The 24994-nt window shown below is 27.5% G+C and carries 25 protein-coding genes; 3 read left to right on the forward strand and 22 right to left on the reverse strand.

Annotation, left to right across the window (positions count from 1 at the left end):
* Positions 1-11 precede the first annotated feature (11 nt).
* The 11 genes from CP965_RS04955 to yajC form a co-directional block, all read right to left on the reverse strand.
* Entirely contained in the window at positions 12-2126 is a 2115-nt protein-coding gene (locus tag CP965_RS04955; RefSeq protein WP_129060970.1) for a DEAD/DEAH box helicase, read from the reverse strand.
* On the reverse strand, positions 2116-2553 hold the full coding sequence (locus tag CP965_RS04960; RefSeq protein ID WP_129060971.1) for a bactofilin family protein: 438 nt from the start codon (positions 2551-2553) through the stop codon (positions 2116-2118). Before CP965_RS04960 ends, CP965_RS04955 begins: the two co-directional genes overlap by 11 nt.
* Positions 2499-3419 (reverse strand): M23 family metallopeptidase, encoded by a 921-nt coding sequence (locus CP965_RS04965; protein ID WP_129060972.1) that lies wholly within the window; start codon positions 3417-3419, stop codon positions 2499-2501. Before CP965_RS04965 ends, CP965_RS04960 begins: the two co-directional genes overlap by 55 nt.
* Complete coding sequence (locus tag CP965_RS04970) at positions 3409-4578, reverse strand: bifunctional folylpolyglutamate synthase/dihydrofolate synthase (RefSeq protein ID WP_129060973.1); 1170 nt, start codon at positions 4576-4578, stop codon at positions 3409-3411. Before CP965_RS04970 ends, CP965_RS04965 begins: the two co-directional genes overlap by 11 nt.
* Positions 4568-5092, reverse strand: a complete 525-nt coding sequence (lptE, locus tag CP965_RS04975; protein ID WP_129060974.1) for an LPS assembly lipoprotein LptE — start codon at positions 5090-5092, stop codon at positions 4568-4570. The genes CP965_RS04970 and lptE overlap by 11 nt, the downstream gene beginning before the upstream one ends.
* Before the next feature lies 1 nt (position 5093).
* Complete coding sequence (gene leuS, locus CP965_RS04980) at positions 5094-7559, reverse strand: leucine--tRNA ligase (protein WP_129060975.1); 2466 nt, start codon at positions 7557-7559, stop codon at positions 5094-5096.
* On the reverse strand, positions 7559-7903 hold the full coding sequence (locus CP965_RS04985) for a DUF6394 family protein (RefSeq protein WP_129060976.1): 345 nt from the start codon (positions 7901-7903) through the stop codon (positions 7559-7561). The genes leuS and CP965_RS04985 overlap by 1 nt, the downstream gene beginning before the upstream one ends.
* Positions 7904-7984: 81 nt before the next feature.
* Positions 7985-8479, reverse strand: coding sequence for a hypothetical protein (locus tag CP965_RS04990; protein ID WP_129060977.1), 495 nt, complete (start codon positions 8477-8479; stop codon positions 7985-7987).
* A gap of 279 nt (positions 8480-8758) precedes the next feature.
* Positions 8759-9727, reverse strand: coding sequence for a protein translocase subunit SecF (gene secF / locus CP965_RS04995; protein WP_129060978.1), 969 nt, complete (start codon positions 9725-9727; stop codon positions 8759-8761).
* Entirely contained in the window at positions 9727-11295 is a 1569-nt protein-coding gene (gene secD / locus CP965_RS05000) for a protein translocase subunit SecD (RefSeq protein WP_129060979.1), read from the reverse strand. The genes secF and secD overlap by 1 nt, the downstream gene beginning before the upstream one ends.
* A gap of 68 nt (positions 11296-11363) precedes the next feature.
* Positions 11364-11636, reverse strand: coding sequence for a preprotein translocase subunit YajC (yajC, locus tag CP965_RS05005; RefSeq protein ID WP_129060980.1), 273 nt, complete (start codon positions 11634-11636; stop codon positions 11364-11366).
* Positions 11637-11664: 28 nt separating this feature from the next.
* On the opposite strand from yajC, the gene CP965_RS05010 reads away from it, so the two are divergent.
* A complete protein-coding gene (locus tag CP965_RS05010) occupies positions 11665-12897 on the forward strand; it encodes an apolipoprotein N-acyltransferase (protein ID WP_129060981.1) in 1233 nt (410 codons plus the stop codon).
* Between the two features lie 33 nt (positions 12898-12930).
* Here CP965_RS05010 and CP965_RS05015 read toward each other — a convergent pair whose 3' ends face one another.
* The 10 genes from CP965_RS05015 to CP965_RS05060 all read right to left on the reverse strand — a co-directional run bounded on the left by CP965_RS05015 (position 12931) and on the right by CP965_RS05060 (position 23633).
* A complete protein-coding gene (locus CP965_RS05015; protein WP_129060982.1) occupies positions 12931-14373 on the reverse strand; it encodes an Lcl domain-containing protein in 1443 nt (480 codons plus the stop codon).
* 53 nt (positions 14374-14426) lie between these two features.
* Positions 14427-15821, reverse strand: a complete 1395-nt coding sequence (locus tag CP965_RS05020) for a CCA tRNA nucleotidyltransferase (protein ID WP_129060983.1) — start codon at positions 15819-15821, stop codon at positions 14427-14429.
* The gene (locus CP965_RS05025; RefSeq protein ID WP_129060984.1) at positions 15793-16608 is read right to left on the reverse strand and encodes a mechanosensitive ion channel family protein; all 816 of its coding nucleotides are present in this window, start codon (positions 16606-16608) and stop codon (positions 15793-15795) included. The genes CP965_RS05020 and CP965_RS05025 overlap by 29 nt, the downstream gene beginning before the upstream one ends.
* Positions 16609-16621: 13 nt before the next feature.
* On the reverse strand, positions 16622-18346 hold the full coding sequence (locus CP965_RS05030) for a proline--tRNA ligase (RefSeq protein WP_129060985.1): 1725 nt from the start codon (positions 18344-18346) through the stop codon (positions 16622-16624).
* Between the two features lie 12 nt (positions 18347-18358).
* Positions 18359-19654: a glutamyl-tRNA reductase gene (hemA, locus tag CP965_RS05035; protein ID WP_129060986.1), complete on the reverse strand. Its 1296-nt coding sequence runs from the start codon at positions 19652-19654 to the stop codon at positions 18359-18361.
* Between the two features lie 3 nt (positions 19655-19657).
* A complete protein-coding gene (locus tag CP965_RS05040; protein ID WP_129060987.1) occupies positions 19658-20554 on the reverse strand; it encodes a polyprenyl synthetase family protein in 897 nt (298 codons plus the stop codon).
* 8 nt (positions 20555-20562) lie between these two features.
* A complete protein-coding gene (locus CP965_RS05045) occupies positions 20563-20859 on the reverse strand; it encodes a DUF2018 family protein (RefSeq protein WP_228712676.1) in 297 nt (98 codons plus the stop codon).
* Positions 20860-20861: 2 nt separating this feature from the next.
* Positions 20862-22157 (reverse strand): histidinol dehydrogenase, encoded by a 1296-nt coding sequence (gene hisD, locus CP965_RS05050; protein WP_129060989.1) that lies wholly within the window; start codon positions 22155-22157, stop codon positions 20862-20864.
* On the reverse strand, positions 22144-22668 hold the full coding sequence (locus CP965_RS05055) for a shikimate kinase (protein WP_228712677.1): 525 nt from the start codon (positions 22666-22668) through the stop codon (positions 22144-22146). Before CP965_RS05055 ends, hisD begins: the two co-directional genes overlap by 14 nt.
* A gap of 92 nt (positions 22669-22760) precedes the next feature.
* Positions 22761-23633, reverse strand: a complete 873-nt coding sequence (locus CP965_RS05060; RefSeq protein ID WP_129060990.1) for a 1-aminocyclopropane-1-carboxylate deaminase/D-cysteine desulfhydrase — start codon at positions 23631-23633, stop codon at positions 22761-22763.
* Positions 23634-23691: 58 nt separating this feature from the next.
* Here CP965_RS05060 and CP965_RS05065 point away from each other — a divergent pair, with 58 nt between their 5' ends.
* Together CP965_RS05065 and CP965_RS05070 are read left to right on the forward strand one after the other, a co-directional pair.
* Positions 23692-24162, forward strand: a complete 471-nt coding sequence (locus CP965_RS05065; RefSeq protein ID WP_407646397.1) for a MotA/TolQ/ExbB proton channel family protein — start codon at positions 23692-23694, stop codon at positions 24160-24162.
* Positions 24159-24542: an ExbD/TolR family protein gene (locus tag CP965_RS05070; protein WP_129060992.1), complete on the forward strand. Its 384-nt coding sequence runs from the start codon at positions 24159-24161 to the stop codon at positions 24540-24542. Before CP965_RS05065 ends, CP965_RS05070 begins: the two co-directional genes overlap by 4 nt.
* Positions 24543-24568: 26 nt before the next feature.
* Here CP965_RS05070 and CP965_RS05075 read toward each other — a convergent pair whose 3' ends face one another.
* Positions 24569-24931: a DUF779 domain-containing protein gene (locus CP965_RS05075; protein ID WP_129060993.1), complete on the reverse strand. Its 363-nt coding sequence runs from the start codon at positions 24929-24931 to the stop codon at positions 24569-24571.
* Positions 24932-24994: the final 63 nt, after the last annotated feature.

Genomic DNA, 24994 nt, shown 5'->3' on the forward strand with positions numbered 1-24994 from the left:
TTATCCTTCTTTTATAAATAGTGCATTTGTTTATAGCCTTCAAGTCTTTTTTTGTAGGCTGAATTTAGCATAGCATTTTTATTATCTAAAAAATCTATTGCTAAACACTCTTGATTTCCTCGTCCAATTCTTCCTAAATACTGAATTAATCTTCCATAGTAAGAAATAGGCGTAGCAAAAATAATTGTATTTAAATGAGGAAAGTCTATTCCTTCTCCAAAATATGATGTTGTGGCTAAAATTAAACTTTTATGTTCTACTAATTTAATTTTTTCACTTTGTTCTTTTTTACTCATACTTCCATGAATAGATACATAATCAAGTTCTTCTTTTTCGAAAAGTTTTTCTAAAGTATTTATATGCTCTATTCTGTCAGTTAAAACTAATATTTTTCTTTCTTTATGTAAAAGAATTTGTTCTATAAGTAAATTATTTCTTTCTTCATCTACACAAAGTTCATTTATTAGTGTTGCATAATTATCTGCTTCACTTGTAAAATTAGTTCTAATTATCTCTAATTTATTATTAAAAGTTTTCTTCTTTTTATACTCATAGGAAATATCACCTAGTTGTTGAAATAAAATAGGATCTAAGCCATCTTTTCTTTTTGGTGTTGCACTAAGACCTAAAATATATTTTCCAAAGAACTGTTTTACAATCTGCTCAAAGGTAACTGCTGGAATATGATGACATTCATCAACTACTACAAAAGAGTAGTTATTAATAATTTCAGGATAATTTTTTAAACTTTGCATTGTAGCAACATCTATTTGTCCATTTAAAGTATTTTTTCCTTTTCCTAAAAATCCTATATCCTTTTTATTATATTTAAAATAATCTACAAATCTATCTCTCCATTGATCAAGCAACATATTTTTATTTACAATTATTAATGTGCTACATTCTCTTTCTTCAAACATTTTTGCACCAATTAATGTTTTTCCAAAACCAGGAGGAGCAACACAAATAGAAAATCTTTTTTTAACTATTTTATTGATTGCTTCTTTTTGTTCATCTCTTAATTCAAATAAAACTTTTTTTGTTTGTATTTTTTCATAAAAAGTTTTATCATCAATTTTAAAGTCTACTTTATTTTCATCTAAATATTTAGATAGTCTATATATTAAACCTCGTGGAAGTTTTAAGTAGCTTTCATCTTCTTCAAAATTTTTAATTACTTTTGGAGTATTATAAAGTGGTTTTCTAAGGCTTAAAAGAACTTTTATTTGAGGATTATCAAAAGAGGCAAAAGCTTTTAACTTGTTAATTAAACTTCTTGATAAATCTTTTGTAGGGATATATAAATAATCATAAAGTTTAATTTCTAAAGTAAATAAAGGAAAGTCTACATCTTCAAACATCAAATCTGTTTTATTAAATTTTTCAAAATCATTATATTTTAAAACTATGCTTTTAGAAACTTTTTTTATATTTTGTAAAAGTTTCCATTGATCTTTAAAGGGTTCTTTTGTGTTAGGTTCAAAAAAAACAGTTTTATTAGAATTTCTAAACTCCAAATGTAAAGGCAATTCTAAAGCTTCATCAAAATTTCCACTTGTTACAAAATCTTTTGTAGGAAATATTTTCGCAGAGATATTTGATTTTTTTAAAATATATTGAGCAAAAATTTTTGAAGACTTAGTTTCAATATATTCTTCAAAAAATATCCAAACTAAAATTGAATTATAAGAACTATATTCAAATAAAGCTTCAATATTTAATTGGGAAAAAGTTTTTAATAAAATTGAAATATCTTTATCTAAAACTTCTAAAACAATATATTTACTCTGATTTAAAGAAGTGATTAAATATGAAGCAAGTTGAACTTTCCCTCTTAAATGCAATTCTACATCTTTATTTGTAAGGGGTAAATAATCATTTCCTTTGAATGTTTGAGTTAAGGGATAAAAAGCTTGTTTAGAACCATCTTTACTAGTCCATTTTTTTGCAAAAACATCAGTTCTTACAAAAAATAAAGATTTAAAAAGTTCAATCTTTTCATTTTTTGATAAAGGTTTATTTTTATTTTGTTTTACTATAGATTCTAATTGTTTTATTTCTTCTTCTATAGATTTTTTTTGAGCATAAAGTTCTTGTAATCTTTCTTCTATATTTTTATGCTTCATGCTCAATTTGATGAGAAGGTGTTATTATAATATTGTTAAGTTTATTTTCAATTTCATCGTATCTACTTTTTAGTTTAGAGCCTTTTCTTACTCCTTGACCTTCAAATTTTCCATCTTCTTCAATACTAAGTTCATTGTATTTCATATTTCCTATTACTTTACCAGTAGCAAGAATCTGTACTTCATTGCAATCAATTTTACCATCTAATAGTCCACTAACAATTAGATTATTCGCTTTTATATCACCTATTACTTCACCTGTTTTTCCAATTGAAATAACATCTGCTTCTAAAATAACACCTTCAAACTTACCATCAATATGAACTGTGCCTTCTGTAGAAATTCCACCAATAATACAAGTGCCTTGAGCAATTACTGTAGCACCATTTTGTGTTGCTCGCTTATTAGCTTTACCAAAGATTCCCACTTAACTCTCCTTTGTTTACTAAAGATTTTATCATAATTTTTAAAATTCCACTTTATAAAATCTTTTGGGTCTAATATTTTCCCACCATATCTTACTTCATAGTGTAGATGTGCCCCACTACTTGTTCCACTATTTCCACTCAAACCTATTACTTGACCTTTTCTAATTACATCACCAAGTTTTACTTCTGTTTTATTTAAGTGAGCATATATTGTCATAAAGCCAAAACTGTGTTGAACTTTTATAACTCTACCAAAACCTCCAATATCTCTTGAACGAACATAAACAACAACTCCGTTTGCAGTAGCTTTTACAGGTGTTCTCATTTTAGCTCTTAAGTCAATTCCCCTATGAAATTTTTTCTTTTTTGTAATTGGATGTATTCTATATCCATAAGGAGAAGTTACTCTAGTATTTTTTAAAGGACTTCCATTTGGAATAGTTAATAAAGTGAAATATTTTGTATTATCACTTATAGAATCTAAAGTTTCTCTAGTAAGTTGCTCTATTTTTTCATCTTTTAATCCAATCATTGCTTCTATATCATCTAATTTAGAACTAAGAGCATCAATATCTTCAACTTTACTTTTTATCTGTAATGAATAGAACTGATTTTGAGCTTGTAATTTTTCTTCTTTCTGTGTAAGAACATTTATCTGTTTTTCTCTACTATTTATTTCTATTTCTTTTTGGGTTTTTAAAGTTTCTAATCTATCACTTAAATTATTTATAAACCAAGACCCACCACCTATAACTATTACAACAAAAAGAATAATAAAAACAAGAAGTTTTTTTATAATTTGATGAACATTATAAGCTTTTGTACCATGTACATCAGAAACAGTAATTATTAACCTATTTTTCATCGAACCCCATATTCTTTAAAAATTTTTCAACCACTAAAAAAGATCCAAATACTAAATAATATTCATCTGGATTAATTTTTTTTATAGAATCGACTATTATATTTAAATTTTGGCAAATTTCTAATAAATTATTTTTATTTACTATTCTTTCATCTTCAAGCTCTAGTAATGTTATCTTTTTAATAATGGGCTTCAAAATTTCTAAAACTTTTTTATAATCTTTATCTTTATAAGAATTATAAATCAAATGGATTTTTTTATTTTCAAACTCTTTTACTAAAAAAGATGCAGCTAAAGGATTATGTCCCACATCTATTGTAATATTTGAAGCAATTTTTTGACACCTTCCAAAAAGTTTAACTTCTTCAAAAATCTTTTCATCAATATGTATTTTTAATTCTTCTAAACAAGCAATTACAAGATGCAAATTATATTTTAAATATGAAGCAAACTTATCACTTAAATTATATTTTAAAAAATCATCAAGTTTTTTTATAGAAATATCTTTATGAAATTCTTCTTTAATTTCATTTTTTACTTTTAATGCTGTTTTGTAAACTTCTTCTGACTGTTGATAACCAATTAACATTTTATTGTCAGCAGAACGCATTTTAGTTCTAGCTATTTCTTCAATGGTATTACCTAAAAAGTTTTGATGGTCTAATCCTATTGTTGTAATAAGAGATAAATTATTTTCTACAACATTTGTTGCATCAAATTCCCCTCCAAGTCCAGCTTCTAAAACTAAATAATCAAAATCAGAACTTAAAACTAAAGCTAAAAGAGTTGTATATTCAAAATAAGTAAGTTTTTCTAGAAGATTTAAAGGTATGAATTCTTGTATTTTTTTATTTGCAAACTCTAGTTCTTCATCACTAGAATCTTTTCCATTTATCCATATTCTTTCATTAAATTTTAAAATATGAGGAGAGGAGTAATGTAAAGTTTTGAAACCTTTTTTATATAAATAATAAGATAAAAACCTTCCTGTACTTCCTTTACCATTTGTACCAACAATATGAATTACATAAGGAACTTTTATTTTAGAAGACAAAATTTCCCAAGATTTTTCTACAATAGAAAAATCAATTTTTTCATAATACATAGTTTTGTATCTTAATACTTCTTGTAAAGAAGCAAGTGAAAAATTAATTTTCATTTACTTCTTTTTTATTAAAAGACTGAACTGCTAACTTAGAAATAACCTCTTCTAAAGCCTTACTTGCCGCACTTTTAATAGCTTCAAATCTTTTTGTATCTGTAATTGTTGAACCATCTCCAATAGAAAATTCATAATCTCCACTTACATCAAAAGATTTAGTTTGATTATCTTTTTTATATTTTACTTCTATTTTTACAATTGCTCTATATAATTTATTATAACCACTTTCATCATATTGTAACTCTTGCATTCTTACTGAAGCTAATTTTAAATCTAAAACTGTATCTGCAAGTTTTCTATCAAATACAATATTAGAATCAAGTCTATGTACTATTATTTCATGCATTTTATCTTTTATGATAACTGCATTTCTTGGATCTTGTAAATTTATAATTAAATTCACAAAAATAGAACCCTTTAATTGTTGTTTTGCATAATAACTTGAAGGTTTATATCCACAAGCAACAAAAAGAAAAGGAACAATCAATAATAATACTAAACTCTTTTTCATCTTATCCCTTAACAACCAAATTAACTAATTTATTAGGTACAACAATTTCTTTAATTAATTCTTTACCATCAATCCATTTAGAAGCAACTTCTTTTGCTTGAGCTAAGATTTCATCTTTTGTAGCACTAGGGCTTACTTCTACTTCAGTTCTTTTTTTACCATTAATTGTAATTGCTAAAATAATAGAATCTAAAGCAAATACTTCTTCTTTTACTTCAATTTTTGAAGAGAAATTTTTTCTTTCAAATAATTTATCTGCCAAATCCCAACAAGTATGAGGAATAACCGGCTCTAAAATATTTGTTAAAATATAATAACCTTCTGCCCATACTAATTCATTCTTTTGAGCTTGTAAAGCATTCATAGCTTCCATTGAAGCAGCAATTAATGTATTAAAAGCATATGTTTTATTAAATACATCATCTGCTTTTTGTAATGCTTCATATACTTTTTTTCTTGCTTCTTTTTCTTCTTTTGTTAAAGTTGAATGTTCTATATTTCTAAAGTTTTCAATCCCTTTACTTGTAACATTGTCAGATCTTTCATAAAACTTTTTAATAAATTTAAATGAACCTTCAACAGCTGAGTCATTCCATTCTAACTCTTTAGTTGGAGGAGCAGCAAATAAAATAAACATTCTTGCTGTATCAGCACCATACTTTTCAACAATAGAGTCAGGGTCAACTACATTTCCTTTTGATTTAGACATTTTTGCACCATCTTTAAGAACCATACCCTGTGTAAGTAATTTTTTGAATGGTTCCCTTGAATCTGTATATCCTAAATCATTTAATACTTTTGTAAAAAACCTTGCATAAAGTAAGTGTAAAATTGCATGTTCAATTCCACCAATATATTGATCAACATCCATCCAATAATCAGAGTCTTTTTTAGAAACACCTTCTTTTTCCCATACTTTATTATCAGTTGCATATCTTAAAAAATACCAAGAAGATTGAACAAAGGTATCTAGAGTATCAGTTTCTCTTGTTGCTTCTTTCCCACATTTAGGACAAGTTGTTTTTTTCCAGGTAGGATGAGTATCTAAAGGATTACCTTCTCCTGTAATTTCTACATCATCAGGAAGAGCAATAGGAAGATTTTCTAGTTTTTCAGGAACTAAACCACAATCATCACAATGAATAAAAGGAACAGGTGCTCCCCAATATCTTTGTCTAGAAACTCCCCAATCTCTTAATTTAAAATTGATTTGTTTTTTTCCTATTGAATTTTGTTCAAAATGATAAATAATAGCTTTTTTGGCTTTATTATTTTTAAGACCTGTAAAACTTTCAGAGTTAATTAATTCACCCTCATCAGTATATGCTTCACTTTGATTTTCTAAAATACCATCTTTTCCAATAATTACTTGTTTTATTGGTAAATCATATTGTTTTGCAAACTCAAAATCTCTTTGGTCATGGGCTGGAACAGCCATTACTGCACCACCACCATAAGAAGCAAGAACAAAATTCGCAACCCATACAGGAATTGATTCACCAGTTAAAGGATGAATTACTTCTATTTCTAAAGAAACACCTTCTTTAGGCATAGTTGCTCTATCTCTTTCACTTATTTTTTGCATTGCTTTAATTGAATTGATTTTATTTTCTGGTAATAAATTATTATCAACTATATATTTTACAATAGGATGTTCAGGAGCAAGTGCTGAATAAGAAATCCCATAAATTGTATCTGGTCTTGTAGTAAATACTGTATAGAATTCAAACTGTTTATCAAGCTTAAACTTTGATTCTTTTGATAAGAATAAATCAAACTCTAAACCTTCACTTCTTCCTATCCAGTTTTCTTGCATAGTTAAAACTTGTGATGGCCATTGTCCTTCTAAAGTTTTTAAATCATCTAATAACTCTTGAGCATATTTAGTAATTGCGATATAGTATCCAGGCATTTCTTTTTGCTCTACAGCAGTTCCACATCTCCAACAGCATCCTTCTTCAAGTTGTTCATTTGCCAATACTGTTAAATCATGTGGACACCAATTTACTGTTGTAGATTTTCTATATAATAGCCCCTCTTCATACATTTTTATAATAAACTCTTGTTCCCATCTTGTATATAATTCATCAGAAGTAGCAAATTCCCTTTCTGAAGAAAAAGATAAACCTAAAGCTTTTAGCTCATCTCTCATATAATCAATATTTTCATAAGTCCATTTTTTAGGATGAAGTTTGTGTTTTATAGCTGCATTTTCTGCTGGCATACCAAAACTATCCCACCCAATTGGATGTAATACATTAAAATCTGCTTTTCTAAAATATCTAGCAAAAGCATCACCTAAACAATAGTTTCTTACATGTCCCATATGGATTCTTCCACTTGGATATGGAAACATACTTAAAATATATTTTTTATCTTTTTTATAATCATCTTCTGGTTCAAAACTTTTATTTTCAACCCAGTAATTTTGCCACTTTGACTCAATGCTTTTTGGACTATATTCCATTAATACTCTTCCTTATCTTGACTTTTTGCACTCTCAATTAATGCTAATGCTATTGAGAAGATATTTGCAACAACAGCTCCAATTGCTAAAGATATTGCCATTGTTACATCTCCAATAAAAGTTAATACCATAAATGCAGGAATAAGGTGTAAATCTGCCACTAGTGAACTTGCTAGTAACTCTGCTGCTAAAAGATTTTTTACACCTATTTTTAAAATTGTAGAAATAACATTAACACCTGCAGCTAAAAAAAGAGCAACTGCATTTGGTTCATATAGGAAACCTGCTGTAGTTGTTAGAGACATAAGTGAAAAGAATATATAAGTAACCTTACCCCAATCCATGATTATTATCCTTTTATAGATTTTACTTTAAATTTTTAAGTAAATATATTATCTAAAAAAGGATAAAAAAAGGCTTTTTATCTATACTCTTTCTTTTCTATTCTTTATACCTTGTAACATTTTGAAAATTAGATAAAGGATAATAAGTTTAATGAAAAGTTGAACTAATGTATAAGGACCAAAACCATTAAATTGCAATTCAAAAGGGTTTATTATATTATGAAACAATAGATTAAAAGTTACATCTTTTGTTATATAAAAGTATAAACCCAATAATCCATAAAGAATTAAAAAGTAAAACTGATTTCTTCGCATATTGACAATACTAAATACAAAGTGCCATACAAAAAAACTTACAAAAATTGCAATTATAAACTCTTTTAATACTCCTTCTGGAATATCTACTATATATGTTCTTGCAACACTTAAATATTCATACTCTATAATAGAAGATATAATCTCAAAAACAAAAATCCAAGTAAGTGCTAAGAACCAATCTTTCCCATTATTAGAAGTAACTCTATCAAAGTAATATAAAAAACCTTTAGATTCAACAACTGACGTATTATTATTCATTTTTTCTCCATTTTCCAAATAGTAATATCTATTTTTAAATATTATTAAAAAACTATTACTATTTGTAAACATAATTGATTTTTCAAATTATTTTACTATTATTTACATAAATTTTTTGTGTAGATACCGTCGAGTCCCTACCTATTTTCTTCTTGTATTTTGTCTTATAGACACTATAAATTGGTAGATTAGATTAATAATAATAGTTTTTTAAATAATTCATTTTGAAGATATTTAATAAGTATAAAAATAAATAAAAATTTGAAAAAAAGAAACTGTTTATACAGTTCCTTTTTCATACATAGCTCTGATTTTTTCTTTTTCTTTCTGTCTTTTAACTTTTTCAGCCTCTTTAGCTCTAAAACTTTCAATAGAAAACTTTAATTGAACTAAGAAAGAAGCAGCAATAAAAATAGATGAATAAGTACCAACAACAACACCTACAAGCAATGTAAAGGCAAATCCGTTAATAATCTCTCCACCAAATAGATATAAAGTAGCAACAACAAAAAAAGTAGTTAATGAAGTAAGAGTAGTTCTAGAAAGTGTTCTAGAAACAGATTCATTTACAACTTCATTTAATTCAGATTCTTTAGAAGTTTGAATTCCCTCTCTAATCCTATCAAATACAATAATCGTATCATTTAAAGAGTATCCTAAAATAGTAAGAATTGCTGCTAAGATATCAAGATTTACTTCCACTTGAAAAAGAGAAATCGCTCCTAATGCAATAATAATATCATGTGCAAGGGCTAAGATTGAAGCAATGGCAAATCTCCATTCAAATCTATACGATACATAAATCAAAATTATAATAAGAGATAAAGATAAAGCCATAATACCTTTTTCTCTAAGTTCTCCACCAACTTTTGCACCAACCATATCAACTCTTCTAATTTCAAATTTACCTGTTGAATCAAGTAGTTTATGCATCTCATCACCAATATCATTTGTTAAATTCGATGATACTCCAGTAACCCTAATAACTACTTCAGTAGGGCTACCAAATTCTGTGATAGAAGAACCTTTATATTTTGTATTACTTAAAACTTCTCTAATCTTATCAATAGGTGCTTTTTGTTCATATTGTACTTGAACTAACGTACCACCCGCAAAGTCAATACCAAGATTAAGACCTTTTGTAAAAAGTAATACTATTGAAGCTATAACTAAAATAGCTGAAAAACCTAAAAATGGGATTCTTTTTCCCATAAAATTATAAATTCTATTGCCTTTGAATATTTCCATTATTTAATCCCAAACCATTTATTTAAGTTTTTATCTTTTGATATTTTTGGTAATAAAGCCTCATAAATACCATGTGTACCTAAAATAGCTGTTAGCATTGATGCTAAAATACCAATAGAAATAGTTATTGCAAAACCTTTTATTGGTCCTGTACCATATGCATATAAAATAACTGCTACTAAAAGTGTTGTTATATTTGCATCTAAAATAGCTCTCATGGCATTAGAATAACCATCTTCAATTGCCTTTGGTATAGAAACTCCTTGTCTTAGAAGTTCTCTAATTCTTTCTCCAATAATAACATTTGCATCTACTGCCATACCAACTGTTAATACAATACCTGCCATTCCTGGTAAAGTTAAAGTAGCTCCAAACATTGCCATTATCGCAATAATAATAAAAATATTTGTAATCAAGGCAACATTTGCAATAATTCCTGCTCTTCTATAATAAATTATCATAAAGATAAATACTATTAAAAATCCAGATACAAGTGCAATAGTAGAAGCTTTAATTGAGTCAGCACCAAGTGATGGTCCAACACTTCTTTTCTCTAATAATTCAACTGAAGCAGGTAAAGCTCCTGATCTTAATGCAATTGCAACATTTCCAGCCTCAATAACTGTAAAACCGCCAGAAATTTGACCACTTCCTCCACCAATTCTTTCTCTAATATTTGGTGCAGAATATACTTTTCCATCAAGTACTACTGCAAGTCTTTTCCCTACATTCTTACCTGTAAAATCTCCAAAGATTCTTGCACCTGCTGAATTTAATGTAAAATTAATTATTGGTTGATTTGATTGGTCAAAAGCAACTTGTGCATCTACTACTTGAGAACCATTTAAAATTGGTATTTCTTTTACTAGATATTTTACATTTGGATTATCAGTTGCTTCTAATATAATATCTCCATATTGTGCTGCTTGAGCTTTACTCATATTATATACTTGGTCAGCTCTTTCTTCATCTACTGCCATTAACTCTAAGTTTGCAGGTTTTGAAATAAGTTCTCTAGCTGCTCTTTCATCTTCTGCTGTTTTTATACCTGGAAGTTGAACAACTATATCTGTTTCTCCCTGTCTCACAACAGTTGGTTCTGCAAGCCCAAATTGATCAAGTCTATTTCTTATAGTTTCTACTACTTGTGATACTGCTTGATCTTTTGTTTGAATTTCTTCTTCTGCACTTAAAGTAAGAGTATATTCAAGTTCTTGTTTAGAGATATCTAGACCTTTTATTTCTTCAAGCATTTTATCTACTTTTGGAAATTCGTCTTTATCTAATACTGAAAAAACAACACTATCATTGCTTTTAATACTTAAGCCATCAATTAAAATATCTTCATCGTCTGAAAAATATTTTACTGCTGTAGCTATTGATTTAATTTTTGAAGTTACTGCTTCGTCAGTTTTTACACCTAAAAGCATATGAAGTCCACCTTGTAAGTCAAGACCTAGAGATATTTTTTTACCTGTTTCAGTTTGTAAAAAAGATGGTATTGAGAAAACAACTCCAAAGATTATACTTAATATAAATATAACTAATCGGTAATTAAAGATTTTCAAGTTAATCCCTTAAAATAAGAAGTAAACATAGAATTTAAAACATGTAAAATTTACATGTTTTAAAATAATTATTCTGAAAGTTTTGCAACAAACTCTTTTGCTAATTTCATTTCACTATTATCGTGGTTTTTAACAATTAAAAAAGTTTCTTCAACTTTAATAATTTCTACCATTAAGCCACCATTTGTTACAATTTTATCGCCTTTTTTTAATTCCGCAATCATTTCTTTATGCTGTTTAGCTTGTTTTTGTTGTGGTCTAATAATTAAAAAGTAAAAAATCGCAAATAATGCAACTAAGGGTAACAATGAGCTTATTAAATCTGCACCTTGACCTTCCATCAAATTTCCTTTTAAAAAGTATTTTTCTATGTTTTTAGTAAAACGTGAACATTTTAACAAAACTAATATAATAAAAGGCTTGTTAACAGCCATTTTTTTAAGCTCTTTTATCTACTTAGAACATTATGCAATTGAACAAAAGCTTTTAAATACTTTTTTAGCTCTTTTTTCTTTTTATCTATTACTTACAATTGATAAAAAAAGCTTTGTATATACAGGTTTTTTCGTAGGAATTCTTTGGTTTTATTGGATAGGAAATAGTTTTCAATATTATAATTTAGCTTATTTAAAATATCCAATGATCTTACTAATTGCATTAGGATACTCTTTAATATTTTATTTTATGACAATTATTGACAAAACTATATTTAGAGTCTTTACAATTTTTATTGTCTCTTTTATTCATCCATTAGGTTTTAACTGGTTTATTCCTGAGTTAAGTTTCGTAAATAGTTATTTACCTTTTTCAAAACCTTATTTTGCACTAATTTTAGCTTTAATCTATATGTTTATAAAACTTCAAAGATTTCAAAAGCTTTTAGCTTTTATACCTTTATTATTTATTTTTTCAAATAAAGGAATTTATATAGATAATACAAATTTGACTATTTCTATGCCACAAATGAATGTTTCTCAAAATCAAAAATGGCATGAAGAAAATCTTGCTTTGATTATTGATAATAATTTTAATTTGATAGATAAAGCTATTTTAGAAGAAAACGATTTAATTATATTACCAGAAACTATTTTTCCAGTAGTTTTAAATAAAGAAAATTTTCTTTTAGATAAGCTTTTAAAAAAATCACACAAAATCAACATTATTCTAGGAGCACTTTATTATGAGGAAGGGAACTATTACAATGCAACTTATCACTTTAAAAATGGAAATATAAAAGTAGCAAAAAAAGTTGTCTTGGTTCCTTTTGGAGAAAAAATACCTTTACCTAAATTTTTAGTAGATTTCATTAATGAAAAATTTTATAATGGAGCACAAGATTATGTTACAGCTAAAGAGCCCACTGATTTTATAATAAATAATACTAAATTTAGAAATGCAATTTGTTATGAAGCAACAACAGATAAAATATTTGAAAACTTAAATGATATAAAATATATGATAGTAACTTCTAATAATGCTTGGTTTACACCTTCAATTGAACCTACTTTACAAAAGTTATTATTAAAATATTATGCAAAGAAATATGATATAACTATTTTCCATTCAGTTAATGGAAGTTCAAACTATGTGATTAGACCTTAAGAATAAAGAATAAATCTTTATTCTTTTTGAAAATTAGTTATACCCTTTATCTCTAAAGTGCATAAACTTTTCCCAGTCTCTATGTTGTTTTGTATAATAAGCTGCCATTTTTCTATCAGCCTTCGCATCTTCAAAACCTCTTTTAGAAATACTAACTACTTTTTTAATATAGTTATTTGTTTGGTTAAGTGTTCTTTGTATATTTTTCATAACATATCTAAAGTCTTTTACAAAATCTTTAAACTCCTGTGATTCAAGGTGTCTTAAAGTAGCTTCACTTTCTGTAAACTCTTCTTGTAAAAGTTCATACATTCTATTTGCGACTATTTTATAACCCATTGAAGAAGAATGGTTAATATTATTATCAAGGGGATATCTTTCTATCTGTTTTGCTTTGATTAATAAAGCTCTTGCTTTTCTATCTAGTTTTTCATTAGTTCCTATAAAACTCAAAAGTCCTAGACTTGTATACTCTTCTCTTTCTAATTCATTTGCTTTTTTATTTGCTTGTTTAACTTCTTTTGATAGAGGGTAACTAAATATAAAAGTATTATAAGAAGATATTGTATCAATATCTTTAGCTTCTTCAAAAGCTAGTTTATGTATTTGTTCTATGGCTTGTTTTGCATTTGATGATTTTGAATATTTATTTACATACCATTCATATCCTGCAATATTATCTTCTTCTTTTACAAGCTTATAAATCTCTTTTGTAATATCATCTTTTATAAATGAATTAGGATTATTTTTTAAAAAATCTTCATAAACTATTATCGTATTTTCTTTTTTAAGTTTTTTTATTTCATTTGAATATAGTTCTTTAAGTCTCTTTTCTATTTTTTCATTTATACTTGTTTTTGGATACTTCTTTAAAAAGCTTTCATACTCTTTTATTGAATCTTCTTTTTGAAGCTTAGTATAATAATCATTAAGTTTTTTATTTATTGCTTCTTCTCTATTTTTATCAATTACTTTTTTAATTTCATCATATGAAGTATAACTAGGACCACTTACACATCGTATTCTTCTTACAATCTCTTTATCTCTAATATTAATTTCTAACTTTTTTAATGGTTTTGAGAACAAGTAATATACTTTTGCTGTACTTTTATCTACTTGTTCAGAACTCCAATAACCTGGGTAACCAAAAGTAATATAACTAAATTTATTTTTTACATACTTATCAAGATATAAAGCCTCTTGTGTAGAAGGTAAGCGCCAATTATTTTTTCCATGTAATTTTAAATCATTACAATACCTTTTTGAATTATACCAATCTTCACCAGGGTCATATACAGTATTTTTCTTACTTTTTTTATAATCTTGCCAATTCTTATAATCTTCCCAAACTAGATTTGTAAAAGTATCAACTAAAATACTATTTTTTCTTATAAATCTTTCTTGTTCAACTTCACTTTCTATTGAAGCAAAAAGAAGATTCATGCTAATACCTAAAAATATAATTATTTTAAACATACATTTGCCCTCATTTTTTTTGATAATATAATTAAATAAATGTAAAGGTTATCCTAAAGGAATTTTAATTTAATTCTTTTTAAAATCTCTTCTTTCTCTAAGCTTTCATCTATTTGAAGGTTTAGAGCATAATCTAAAATATCTTTAAACTCTTTTGATGGTTTCATTCCAAGGGATATTAAATCTCTTCCTTGTACTAATGGTTTTAAGCCTTCATCTGAGATATTTAGTTCTCTTGCTTTTTCTAAAACCCAAGAGATGGCTTTATCGCATTTATCTTTATCAGGAATTGTTCTTCCTTTGCAATCAGCAAGACAAACTATACAAAGGTCTTCAATAGAACATTTTAAAGAGAGTCTTTTTACTGCTTTTAAACTTGATTCAGCTTTGTAAAGTTGAAAAGGTGTAAGATGGTTTTTTACAAGTGGAACAACTTTTTCGATAAACTTTTTTTCATCAGTTAATCTACTTAAAAAATTAATTGTAGGCTCAACGCCTAGAGCTTCATGTTTATGAGAAGTAACTCTACCTTCATTAGTAACTTCTGTACAAAAGGGTTTTCCTAAATCATGACAAAGAAGAGCGTAAAATAAATATAGATCTCTATATTCATTGCCTGTCTTATACTTTGCCATTTCATCAAGTGTCATCAAAGTATGAACCCAAACGTCTCCTTCTGGATGATACTCTTTATCTTGTATACATCCAACTAATACTTTTAATTCAGGGAAATACTCTAAAACTCCTAAATCTTTTAAAAGATTAAATCCCATAGAAGGTTTTTTTGATTTTAAAAATAATTTTTTAAACTCTTCATAAACTCTTTCTTTAGGCAAATATTTTAATTCATCATCTTCTACTAATTGTTTACATAAAGAGAAAGTTTTTTTATCTATAGTTAAATTAAATCTTGAAATAAATTGAACAGCTCGGTAAACTCTTAAAGGGTCTTCAATAAAAGTTTCATCTTTTATATGTCTTAAAGTTCTATTTTCTAAATCTTTTAAGCCCTCATTAGGATCTAAATAGTTATCTTCAAAATAGTCATATCCAATAGAATTAATTGTAAAATCTCTTCTTAAACTGGCCTCTTCAAAAGTAAGATTAGAATCAACTGTAACTTCAAAATCTTTATGTCCATTGCCTGTTTTCTTTTCTACTCTTGCAAGAGCAAAATCAAAATGATAAGTTCCAGTATCTAAGATTAGTACACCAAAAGATTTACCAACTTGTTTTACACTACCAAATTTTTCTAAAATTTTTTGAACAGTATCTAAATTATTACAATTAAATAGTTCAATATCAAAATCTTTATTAGGTATATTTAATAAGGAGTCCCTAACACAGCCTCCTACCAAGATAGGTTTTATCTTGGCTTTATTAAGGCTAATTAGAATTTTTTCTAATATATTAGGAATATTAATTTTTTTCGTTGTAGATATGAACATCTCTTTGAGGGAAAGGAATTGAAATACCTTCTTTATCAAAAGTTAATTTAACTTGTTCTGTTAAATCAAATTTTACATTCCAATAATCAGGTGTATTAACCCAAGCTCTAACTACAAAATTTACAGAAGAATCTGCTAGTTCAGAAACTGCAACAGTAATACCTTTTTCTTTTAAAACTCTTACATCTGCTTCAACAATTGAGTTTAAAACCTCTTTAGCTTTCTTGATATCATCTTCATATCCAATGCCAACTACTAAATCAACCCTTCTTGTATCATGAGCATTTACATTTTTAATCTTTTCACTTGTAATAGCTCCATTTGGTACAATAATTTTTTGATTGTCTGGTGTTTTAAAAATAGTTGTAAAAATCCCTACTTCTTCAACTGTACCAGTTGTTCCACCAGCCTCAACAAAATCCCCTACTTTAAAAGGTTTAAAGAAGATAATCATAACACCAGAAGCAAAATTTCCTAAAGAATCTTTAAGCGCTAAACCAATAGCAAGACCTGCAGCACCTAAAATTGCAAAGAAAGAAGTTGTATCTATTCCTAACTGTTTTAAAGAAGTTAAAATAACTACTACCATTAAGATATAGTAAATTATATCATCAAGAAATTTTACTAAAGTCTCATCCATATTTTTCTTTTTTGTCATAAAACTAGAAAATACATCAGTAAGCTTTCTAGCTATATATTTCCCTATAACAAATATAATAATTGCAAGTGCAATATTTAAAGCATAAATACCAATCATATCCGTCACAATTTGTACACTGTCTTCCATTTTTTTTCCTTAATTAATTTTTTATTTTCTCAAAAATAATTTGACTTACTCTATTAATTTCGACTTCTTCTTTTTCTAAAGTCATTCTATCAATTATTTCAACAAAACCATCTTTTAGTTTCTTTCCTACCACTATTGCATAAGGGAAACCTATAAGTTCAAAATCTGACATTTTAAATCCAAATCTCTCCTTTTTTCTATCATCTATGATTGTTTCAATATTTAAGGCTTTTAAATCTTCATAAATTTTAAGTCCAGCTTCCAACTCATCATCTTTTTTAGCATTTGACACAATAATATCTACTAAAAATGGTGCAGTTTCTTTTGTCCAGATAGCACCTTTTTCATCATGGTTTTGTTCAATTACTGCTGCAACAAGCCTACTTACACCAATACCATAACATCCCATTTCAAATGGTTTTGCTTTCCCATTTTCATCTAAAAATGTTGCATCCATTGCTTCAGAGTATTTTGAACCCAATTGGAAGATATGACCTGCTTCAATACCTTTTGTATATTGTAATTTTCCACCACAACAAGAACATGTATCACCTTCTTGTACAGCTATAAGATCAAAATATTTAACATCTTTTAAAGTTGATAAATCAGTTCCTGTAAAGTGATAATCTTCTTCATTTGCTCCACAAACTAAGCCAACTTCATCTTTTATTTCTTCATCTACAACAAAGTTGATATTTTCAGGTAATCCAAATGGTCCACAATATCCAGCAACTAAACCAGCTTCTTTAATCTCATCTTCATTAGCATCTACTAATTCTAAAGCATTTACAGCATTACACGCTTTTGTCTCTTCTAACTCATCATTCCCTCTTACAAAGAAAACAACAATCTCAGTGTTTTCTTCATAAACAGCTTTTTTCATTACAGCTTTGATTGATTGAGCTTGAGAAGTACTTAAGAAATTTGAAACCTCTTCAATAGTTTTCATTCCTTCAGTTAAAACTTTCTCTTGTGAAATTGGAGTATTAGTAGTTTCTTGCCAATTTGGTACAACTCTTTTAGCTCTAGTTGCTGCTTCAATATTTGCACCATACTCACAATCAGGACATACAACGATTGTATCTTCTCCACTATCAGCAAGTACCATAAACTCTTTTGAACCACTTCCACCAATAGCTCCTGAATCTGCATCAACAACTCTAAAGTCAAGTCCTAATCTGGTATAAACATTCTTATAAGTTTGCTCCATAAGATCAAACTCTCTTTTTAAATCTTCAGCACTACTATGGAAAGAATAAGCATCTTTCATTAGGAATTCTCGTCCTCTCATAAGTCCAAATCTAGGTCTTGCTTCATCTCTAAATTTGGTATTAATTTGATAAAGATTAACTGGTAAATCTTTATATGAAGTAATTCTATTTTTTACCATATTTACAACTGCTTCTTCATTTGTTGGGCTTAGTACAAAATCAGCATTTTTTCTATCTTTAAATCTTAATAATTCTGTTCCCATAGTTGTAGCTCGTCCAGATTCTTCCCACAGTGATAAAGGTGTTACAAAACCAAACTGTACTTCATTTGCACCACTTTTATCCATTTCTTCTTTTACAACTTTTCTTATTTTATCTAGTACTATTTTCCCTAAAGGCATATAATCATAAATACCAGCTCCTGTTTGACAAACAAATCCACCTCTAATCAAAAATTGATGTGATGGCAAAGTTGCATCATTTGGAGTTTCTTTTGTAGTTGGTATAAACATTTGAGAAAATTTCATATTATTTTTATCCTATTCATTATTTTTTATTGCATGTTCGCATTTATTAAATACACTTAAATTATCATTTAATCCAAAAATTGACTGTACAGTTCCCACAACAAGATCACATTGACTATCTTTTGAGATAGTTTTTAATCGTAATGAAGGTTCATGTAAATATTCAGTTAAAACTGTTTGACAAAGTTTTTTAATATTTTCTTCATCTTCCGCTTTTATAAAACCTTTTTTTATAGCATTTTTAAGTTTTTTATCTATTACAGTATCACCTTTTACATACATATGTTTTATTATCGGTTCTACTTCAAGAGATTTAAGCCATTCAAAAAACTCCATAGACATTTTATTTACAATTGAATAAGCTGTTTTTGCTTGTTTTGCTCTTAAAGTCATATTCTCATCAACTATATCTTGTAAATCATCTACTGAATAAATATCTAAATTAGGAGATTCAATATCATCAATATCTCTTGGTACTGCTATGTCAAACCAAAATCTATCAAAAGCACAGTCATTTACCATTTCTTGTTTAATAATGGGGTATGGTGCTGCAGTTGCAGTAATCATAACTGGTATATGATTTAGTAACTTTTCTAAATGAGAATACTCTTCTACTTGAATATGTTGTTCAAAACTATCTGCCAACATTTTAGCTTTTTTTATATCTCTACTTATTAAAATTACTTCAAAACCAGAAGAAAGTAAATGTTTAATTGTAAGTTCACTCATTTCTCCTGCCCCAATAACAAGTGCTTTTACTGAACTTGTATCCCCTATAATTTCTTTTGCTTTTGAAACTGCTGTTGAAGCTACTGAAACAGAACCCGTTCCTAAACTTGTGGCATTTCTAACAGCTGCTGCACATTTAAAAGAATAATGTAATGCCCTTGGAAGGTTTTGTCCACAGTATTTTTTTGCTAATGAAAATCTAAAAGCATCTTTTAACTGTCCTACAATTTGTGTTTCACCAATTACTAAAGAATCTAAAGCAGAAGCAACAGAAAACAAATGGTGAATTGCTCCATCATTTTCATAAATATCTGCTCTATCAAAAAGATTTTCAAATTCAAGATTAGAATAATTAGCAAGTTTTTCTATAATATTTTTTGAAGCAAGTTTTGTATTACTTACTGAAGCAATTATTTCTACTCTATTACAAGTTGATAATAATATTGCTTCATCAGTAATACTTTCATTTAATACTTGTTTTAAAAACCTATCTTTGTTTTCTTCATTTGGGAATGCTAGTTTTTCTCTTGTCTGAATATCAGTGTTTTTATGTGAAAAACTAATACATAAATAACTCATAAATTAAAACTCTCTTTCAATCATTGCACTCATAATTTGAATTAAAGATTCATTATTTTCATTTTTTACTGCTTCAATTGCTTCAACTCCAAGTTCTTTTGCTTTTGTAATAGAATCAGTAAGTGCATTTGTACTTTGCATTTGTTCTTTTATCCAAGAGCTCTCATCTTGAGATAACTCTTTTTTATATAAACTTTCTAATTTTGTTTTATCTTCAAGTCTTTCATGTAATAAAAGGTAAGGAATAGTTACTTTTCCTTCTACAAAATCAAGCATTGCAGGCTTACCTAAAGTCTCACTATCTTGAGTAATATCTAAAATATCATCAATCATTTGGAAAGCAAGTCCAAGGTTTTTTCCATAAAGTGCATATTTTTCTTTATCTAGTCCAGCTAAAATAGCAGCAGATTTTGCACTTGCTTCTATTAATGAAGCAGTCTTTTTATAAATCATATCCAGATACTTATCATATGAAGAGTTAAACTCATTTGTTAAATTAACATCTAGCATCTCTCCAATACTTAATAGAGTAACTGCATTTGAAACATTGTATGCTACTTCCTTATTCATTTGAGAAAGTTCAGTAAAGGCCTTTGAATATAAAACATCTCCAAACATAATTGAAGTTTTATTGTCATATAAGGCATTGATTGATGGCTTTCCTCTTCTAGTATCAGCTTCATCAATAACATCATCATGTAGAAGTGATGCTGCATGAATCATCTCAACTACTGCACAAAGTTTGATTGATTCTTCGTTTACACCTGCAATTTTCAAAATAAGTTTAGACCTCAACATCTTTCCAGTTGCTAACTTGTCTAATAACTCTAAACTCTTTTCGTCGTTACACTCTTCAATGAAACTTCTTATTTTGTTTTTAACTTCTTGTAACTCTTCCACTTTTAACCTTATGAATCTAATCTACAAATAATATCGCCTGTAAGCTCTAAGTACAGACCTTTTTTCATTCTTTCAATCTCTTCGCTGTTTGTTAAAACTTGTGTTCTAACTTCATTGTTAATATCGAAATCTTCACCTTTAACTTCTGTTAAAAGTTTTTCCATAACAGCAACTTTTTCTAGAAGCTTGTCAAATTCATCTTCAACAACCTCTTTACTTGCTTGTCTTGTTACATCAAAATATTTAGACTTTGGTGTTCCTGTGAAGATATCATCTTCATCTTCTAAAAGCCAGTTCTTTTCCATGACTATTTATCTTCCAGTCTTACTCTAACAGATTTTGCGTGAGCTGTTAAACCTTCTGTATCAGCAAGTAAGGCACAAGCTTCACCTAACTCATCAATTGCTTGTTTAGAAAAGTTGATAATTGAACTTTTCTTTAAGAAATTTTCAACATTTAAAGGACTATAAAATTTAGCTGTACTTCCAGTAGGAAGTGTGTGGTTTGGTCCAGCAATATAATCACCTATTGGTTCAGGAGTATTTTCACCTAGGAAAATTGCTCCGGCATGTTTAATCTTTGGTAAAAGCTCAAAAGAGTTTGCTGTCATAACTTCTAAGTGTTCTGGGGCAATCTCATTCATAAGTTCAATTGCTTCATCCATAGAAGAAGCAACAATAATAGCTCCTCTATCTTCAATTGATTTTCTAGCTATTTCTTCTCTACTTAGAGTTTGTAAATAGTTTTCTACTTCAATACTTGTTTGTTTTGCAACTTCTTCATCAATAGTAATCATAATAGAACTTGCCATCTCATCATGCTCAGCTTGTGATAAAAGGTCAATTGCTAAATATTTTGGTTTAGCTGTACTATCAGCTAAAATTCCAATTTCAGAAGGCCCTGCAATCATATCAATATGAACCTCTCCAAATACTAACTTTTTAGCAGTTGCAACGAAAATATTACCAGGACCAGTAATTACATCAACCTTTGGAATAGTTTCAGTACCATAAGCCATAGCAGCAACAGCAGATGCTCCACCTACTTTAAAAGCTTTTTCAATACCACAAATATAACATGCAGCTAGCAATAACTCATTTACTTCATTGTTTGGAGTTGGAGTACAAACTACAATCTCTTCAACACCAGCAACAATTGCAGGAATTGCATTCATAAGTAAGCTACTTGGATATGCAGCTTTTCCACCAGGAATATAAAGCCCAGCTCTATCTACAGGAGTTACTTTTTGTCCTAAGATTGTTCCATTTTTTTCAAAGTCAATCCAAGATTTTGGAAGTTGTTTTTCGTGATAAGTTTTGATTCTATCGTATGCAATATGTAAAGCTTCTTTTAGTTTTTCATCAATATTTTCATAAGCTTTTTTCATATCATCTTTTGAAATTTGAAGTTCTTCGTCACTTTTAACTTCCCATTTATCAAATTTTTCAATGTGTTTTTTTAAAGCTTCATTTCCATCTTCTACGATTTCATCAATTATTGAAGTTACAATTGATGATACCTCTTTAATATCAGTTTTCGCTCTTGCTAAAATATTTTCAAACTCTTGTTTAAAGTTTGCATCATTTGTATTAATTATTTTCATTTACTTTTCCTAAAATTTCTTCTACTATTAAATTCAAATCTTTGTTTTCAACATTTACTGTTATATCTGAAACTTTTTTGTAATCTTCAACTCTTTGATTATAAAGTTTTTTTGCTTCTTCTAAATTACTTAAAAGAGGTCTTTTTTTAAGTTTTGCTTTTGCATTAGGTGCAGAATGTATTCTATTTAAAATCCCATCAAAGCTTGATTCTAAATAGATTATTGTTCCTATTCTATGGATATTTTCTTGTTTAAAAAATCCTCCACCTGTTGAGATAATTGTATTATCAACATTTTTTTCAAGCCAAAGAGCACACTTTTTTTCTAAATTTCTAAAGTAAGGTTCACCCTCTTCTTCAAAAATTTTTTTAACTCTTCTATTCTCAACACTTTCAATTAAATCATCAGTATCAATTGCGAAGTAATCACTTGCTTTAACTAAAGCTCTAGCAACTGTTCCTTTACCAACTCCCATAAAACCAACAAGTATAATATTATTTTTTTTACTCAAATTTTATTCCCAAATATATTTATAAATCTTTAAAATCATATATTATAGCTAAAAAAAAGTAAAAAAATAAATGACATAAGTTAATTTCTTTTTTACTTATTGAATTTTCTCTCATATCGAGCTTTCATACTCTCATTTCCTAATATTCCACCTTGATGAATATATAGAATTTCATCCTTTTTTATATTACTTTCTAAATATTTTTGCATACTTAAAAAACCTAAGGGATCATAAAGTAAATCAAACTCTATTTTTGTAGTTACTAATAATTCATTATAAGCTTCATAAAACTCTCTATAAAGTTTCCCAAAGTGATATTTTTTTGGCATTTCTATTATTTTTGGATGAAATTTTTCATTACTTTCCAAGTGAAAAAATTGTTTTTTTAAATACTCACTTCCCCCAACACAAGCTACTGTAAAAACTTCAAAATTTAAATGTTTTTGTAAAAAAACAGCAGTTGTTCCAGTGCCACTTGGTAAAAATACTTTTAGATTTTTTATTTTATTTTCTTCTGCCCACTTTTTAATCTCTTGTGCTAATATTTTTATACCAAATTCAGCTTCTTTTACCCTTGCTCCTTCTTCAATTAAAATTTCATTTTTATTCAACTCATATTTTTCAAAATCAAAATTTTCATCTTCGATTATATTTACACCATTTTTTAAAGCAGCCTTGTAGTTTCCATGAGGATTTTCTTTTAGATATGAACTAATATGATTTACATAAAAATCAATATTAAGATTTTTCATCTTTCCTAAAACAGATAAAGAGTACAAAGAGTTTGCTTGGGCAGAACCAAAACTTATAATTTTTTCTATATCTTTTAAGTCACTTACTAAATAATAGTAAAACTTTCGTGCTTTATTACCTGAAAAATGTTCATCTAAAAGGTCATCTCTTTTTAAATATATATTTTGATTTTTAAATTTAATTTCTTCTATTGGGGAGTTTATACAATTCATTAACAATATTATACTAAAATTACAAAAAAATAAAAATAGGAAAATATTTATGGAAATTATGGATTATATTGAAAAAGGTGGGATAATTGTTTATATTCTAATCTTTTTAAATATTATTGGTTTTACAATTATTTTTTGGAAATTTTTTACAATCCCAAGAAAAAGAGCAATGATAGAAAAAATAAAAACAAAAATTAATAAACATAATCTTGCAACTTTAGAAATACAAATTGAATATGAAGTAAAAAGATTAGAAAGTGGACTAACTTATATTAAAAATATTGCTTCTGTTGCACCTTTACTTGGTCTTTTAGGGACAGTTTATGGTGTTTATCAATCATTTGAAGCAATTACACAAAAAGGTTTAGGCGATCCAACTATTTTTTCTAGTGGTATTTCTATTGCACTTATTACAACTATTGCAGGACTTATTGTAGCTATTCCTCATCATATCGCATATAATCATTTCATTTCACTTATTGATGCAATAGAATTAAAAGCAAAAAAAGAAATTATAGGTGAAGAATGAAACGAAGAGAGCACTTAGGAATAGACTTAACACCTATTATTGATGTTGTTTTTATTCTTCTAATATTTTTTATTGTTACTTCAGTATTCAAAAAAGATGAACTTGCTCTTATGCTTGATTTACCTGAAGCAGATGCAAAGGCTACAAAAATTGATGAAGACCAAGTTTTTATAGAAGTAAATAGAAACAAACTTGCCATAAAAGGGATTGAAGTATCTTTTGAATCACTTGAAGATAATTTAAAAGAAATCAAAAATAATAAAAAACCTATAATAATTAGAATTGATAAAAAAGTTGAATATGAAAGAGTTGTAAAAATTTTAGATTTACTTCAAAAATATAATTTAAATAACTTAGCCCTTGTTACAAGGGAAGAATAAAGTATAAAAATTAATTTTCTAAACTTTTATACTCTTCTATACTCTTCATCACTAAAAATTCTTGATTTTGTAAGAAATTGGTATCCTTCATCAATTTCCAAAGAAAAAGAGTTTCCAAAAGCACCTTGTTCTTTTTTTACATCAACTATTATCTGAGAGTGTCTAAAATACTCAAATTGTTCGTGGTCAATAAAAAATTCACAATTACAGATTTCTCCCAATTTCACATTTCTACTTGGTACATAAAAATCTGTTTTTTCATAACACATGGGAGCAGTACCATCACAACATCCTCCACTTTGGTTAAAAACAAGTTCTCCATGTTTTTCTTTTAATAACTCAATTACTTTTTTTGCTTCATCAGTTGCAATTACTCTTTTTATTTTCATTTCATATCCTTTAAAAATATAAGGCTGGGGATAGCTAGGAAAGATTAGGAAAGGAGTACTTCC

The sequence above is a fragment of the Halarcobacter mediterraneus genome, assembly GCF_004116625.1.
GTDB lineage: Bacteria > Campylobacterota > Campylobacteria > Campylobacterales > Arcobacteraceae > Halarcobacter > Halarcobacter mediterraneus.

What these genes read in the sequence shown, in the direction of transcription:
- CP965_RS05075 (WP_129060993.1), bottom strand. Translation starts at nt 24,931, where the DNA reads ATGAAAATAAAAAGAGTAATTGCAACTGATGAAGCAAAAAAAGTAATT.
- yajC (WP_129060980.1), bottom strand. Translation starts at nt 11,636, where the DNA reads ATGGAAGGTCAAGGTGCAGATTTAATAAGCTCATTGTTACCCTTAGTT.
- CP965_RS04985 (WP_129060976.1), bottom strand. Translation starts at nt 7,903, where the DNA reads ATGGATTGGGGTAAGGTTACTTATATATTCTTTTCACTTATGTCTCTA.
- CP965_RS05070 (WP_129060992.1), top strand. Translation starts at nt 24,159, where the DNA reads ATGAAACGAAGAGAGCACTTAGGAATAGACTTAACACCTATTATTGAT.
- CP965_RS05020 (WP_129060983.1), bottom strand. Translation starts at nt 15,821, where the DNA reads ATGTTCATATCTACAACGAAAAAAATTAATATTCCTAATATATTAGAA.
- secF (WP_129060978.1), bottom strand. Translation starts at nt 9,727, where the DNA reads ATGGAAATATTCAAAGGCAATAGAATTTATAATTTTATGGGAAAAAGA.
- CP965_RS04970 (WP_129060973.1), bottom strand. Translation starts at nt 4,578, where the DNA reads ATGAAAATTAATTTTTCACTTGCTTCTTTACAAGAAGTATTAAGATAC.
- CP965_RS04990 (WP_129060977.1), bottom strand. Translation starts at nt 8,479, where the DNA reads ATGAATAATAATACGTCAGTTGTTGAATCTAAAGGTTTTTTATATTAC.
- lptE (WP_129060974.1), bottom strand. Translation starts at nt 5,092, where the DNA reads ATGAAAAAGAGTTTAGTATTATTATTGATTGTTCCTTTTCTTTTTGTT.
- CP965_RS04965 (WP_129060972.1), bottom strand. Translation starts at nt 3,419, where the DNA reads ATGAAAAATAGGTTAATAATTACTGTTTCTGATGTACATGGTACAAAA.
- hisD (WP_129060989.1), bottom strand. Translation starts at nt 22,157, where the DNA reads ATGAAAATAATTAATACAAATGATGCAAACTTTAAACAAGAGTTTGAA.
- CP965_RS05060 (WP_129060990.1), bottom strand. Translation starts at nt 23,633, where the DNA reads ATGAATTGTATAAACTCCCCAATAGAAGAAATTAAATTTAAAAATCAA.
- CP965_RS05065 (WP_407646397.1), top strand. Translation starts at nt 23,692, where the DNA reads ATGGATTATATTGAAAAAGGTGGGATAATTGTTTATATTCTAATCTTT.
- CP965_RS05030 (WP_129060985.1), bottom strand. Translation starts at nt 18,346, where the DNA reads ATGAAATTTTCTCAAATGTTTATACCAACTACAAAAGAAACTCCAAAT.
- CP965_RS04955 (WP_129060970.1), bottom strand. Translation starts at nt 2,126, where the DNA reads ATGAAGCATAAAAATATAGAAGAAAGATTACAAGAACTTTATGCTCAA.
- CP965_RS05025 (WP_129060984.1), bottom strand. Translation starts at nt 16,608, where the DNA reads ATGGAAGACAGTGTACAAATTGTGACGGATATGATTGGTATTTATGCT.
- CP965_RS05010 (WP_129060981.1), top strand. Translation starts at nt 11,665, where the DNA reads ATGTTTTTAGTAAAACGTGAACATTTTAACAAAACTAATATAATAAAA.
- leuS (WP_129060975.1), bottom strand. Translation starts at nt 7,559, where the DNA reads ATGGAATATAGTCCAAAAAGCATTGAGTCAAAGTGGCAAAATTACTGG.
- CP965_RS05045 (WP_228712676.1), bottom strand. Translation starts at nt 20,859, where the DNA reads ATGGAAAAGAACTGGCTTTTAGAAGATGAAGATGATATCTTCACAGGA.
- CP965_RS05015 (WP_129060982.1), bottom strand. Translation starts at nt 14,373, where the DNA reads ATGTTTAAAATAATTATATTTTTAGGTATTAGCATGAATCTTCTTTTT.
- hemA (WP_129060986.1), bottom strand. Translation starts at nt 19,654, where the DNA reads ATGAGTTATTTATGTATTAGTTTTTCACATAAAAACACTGATATTCAG.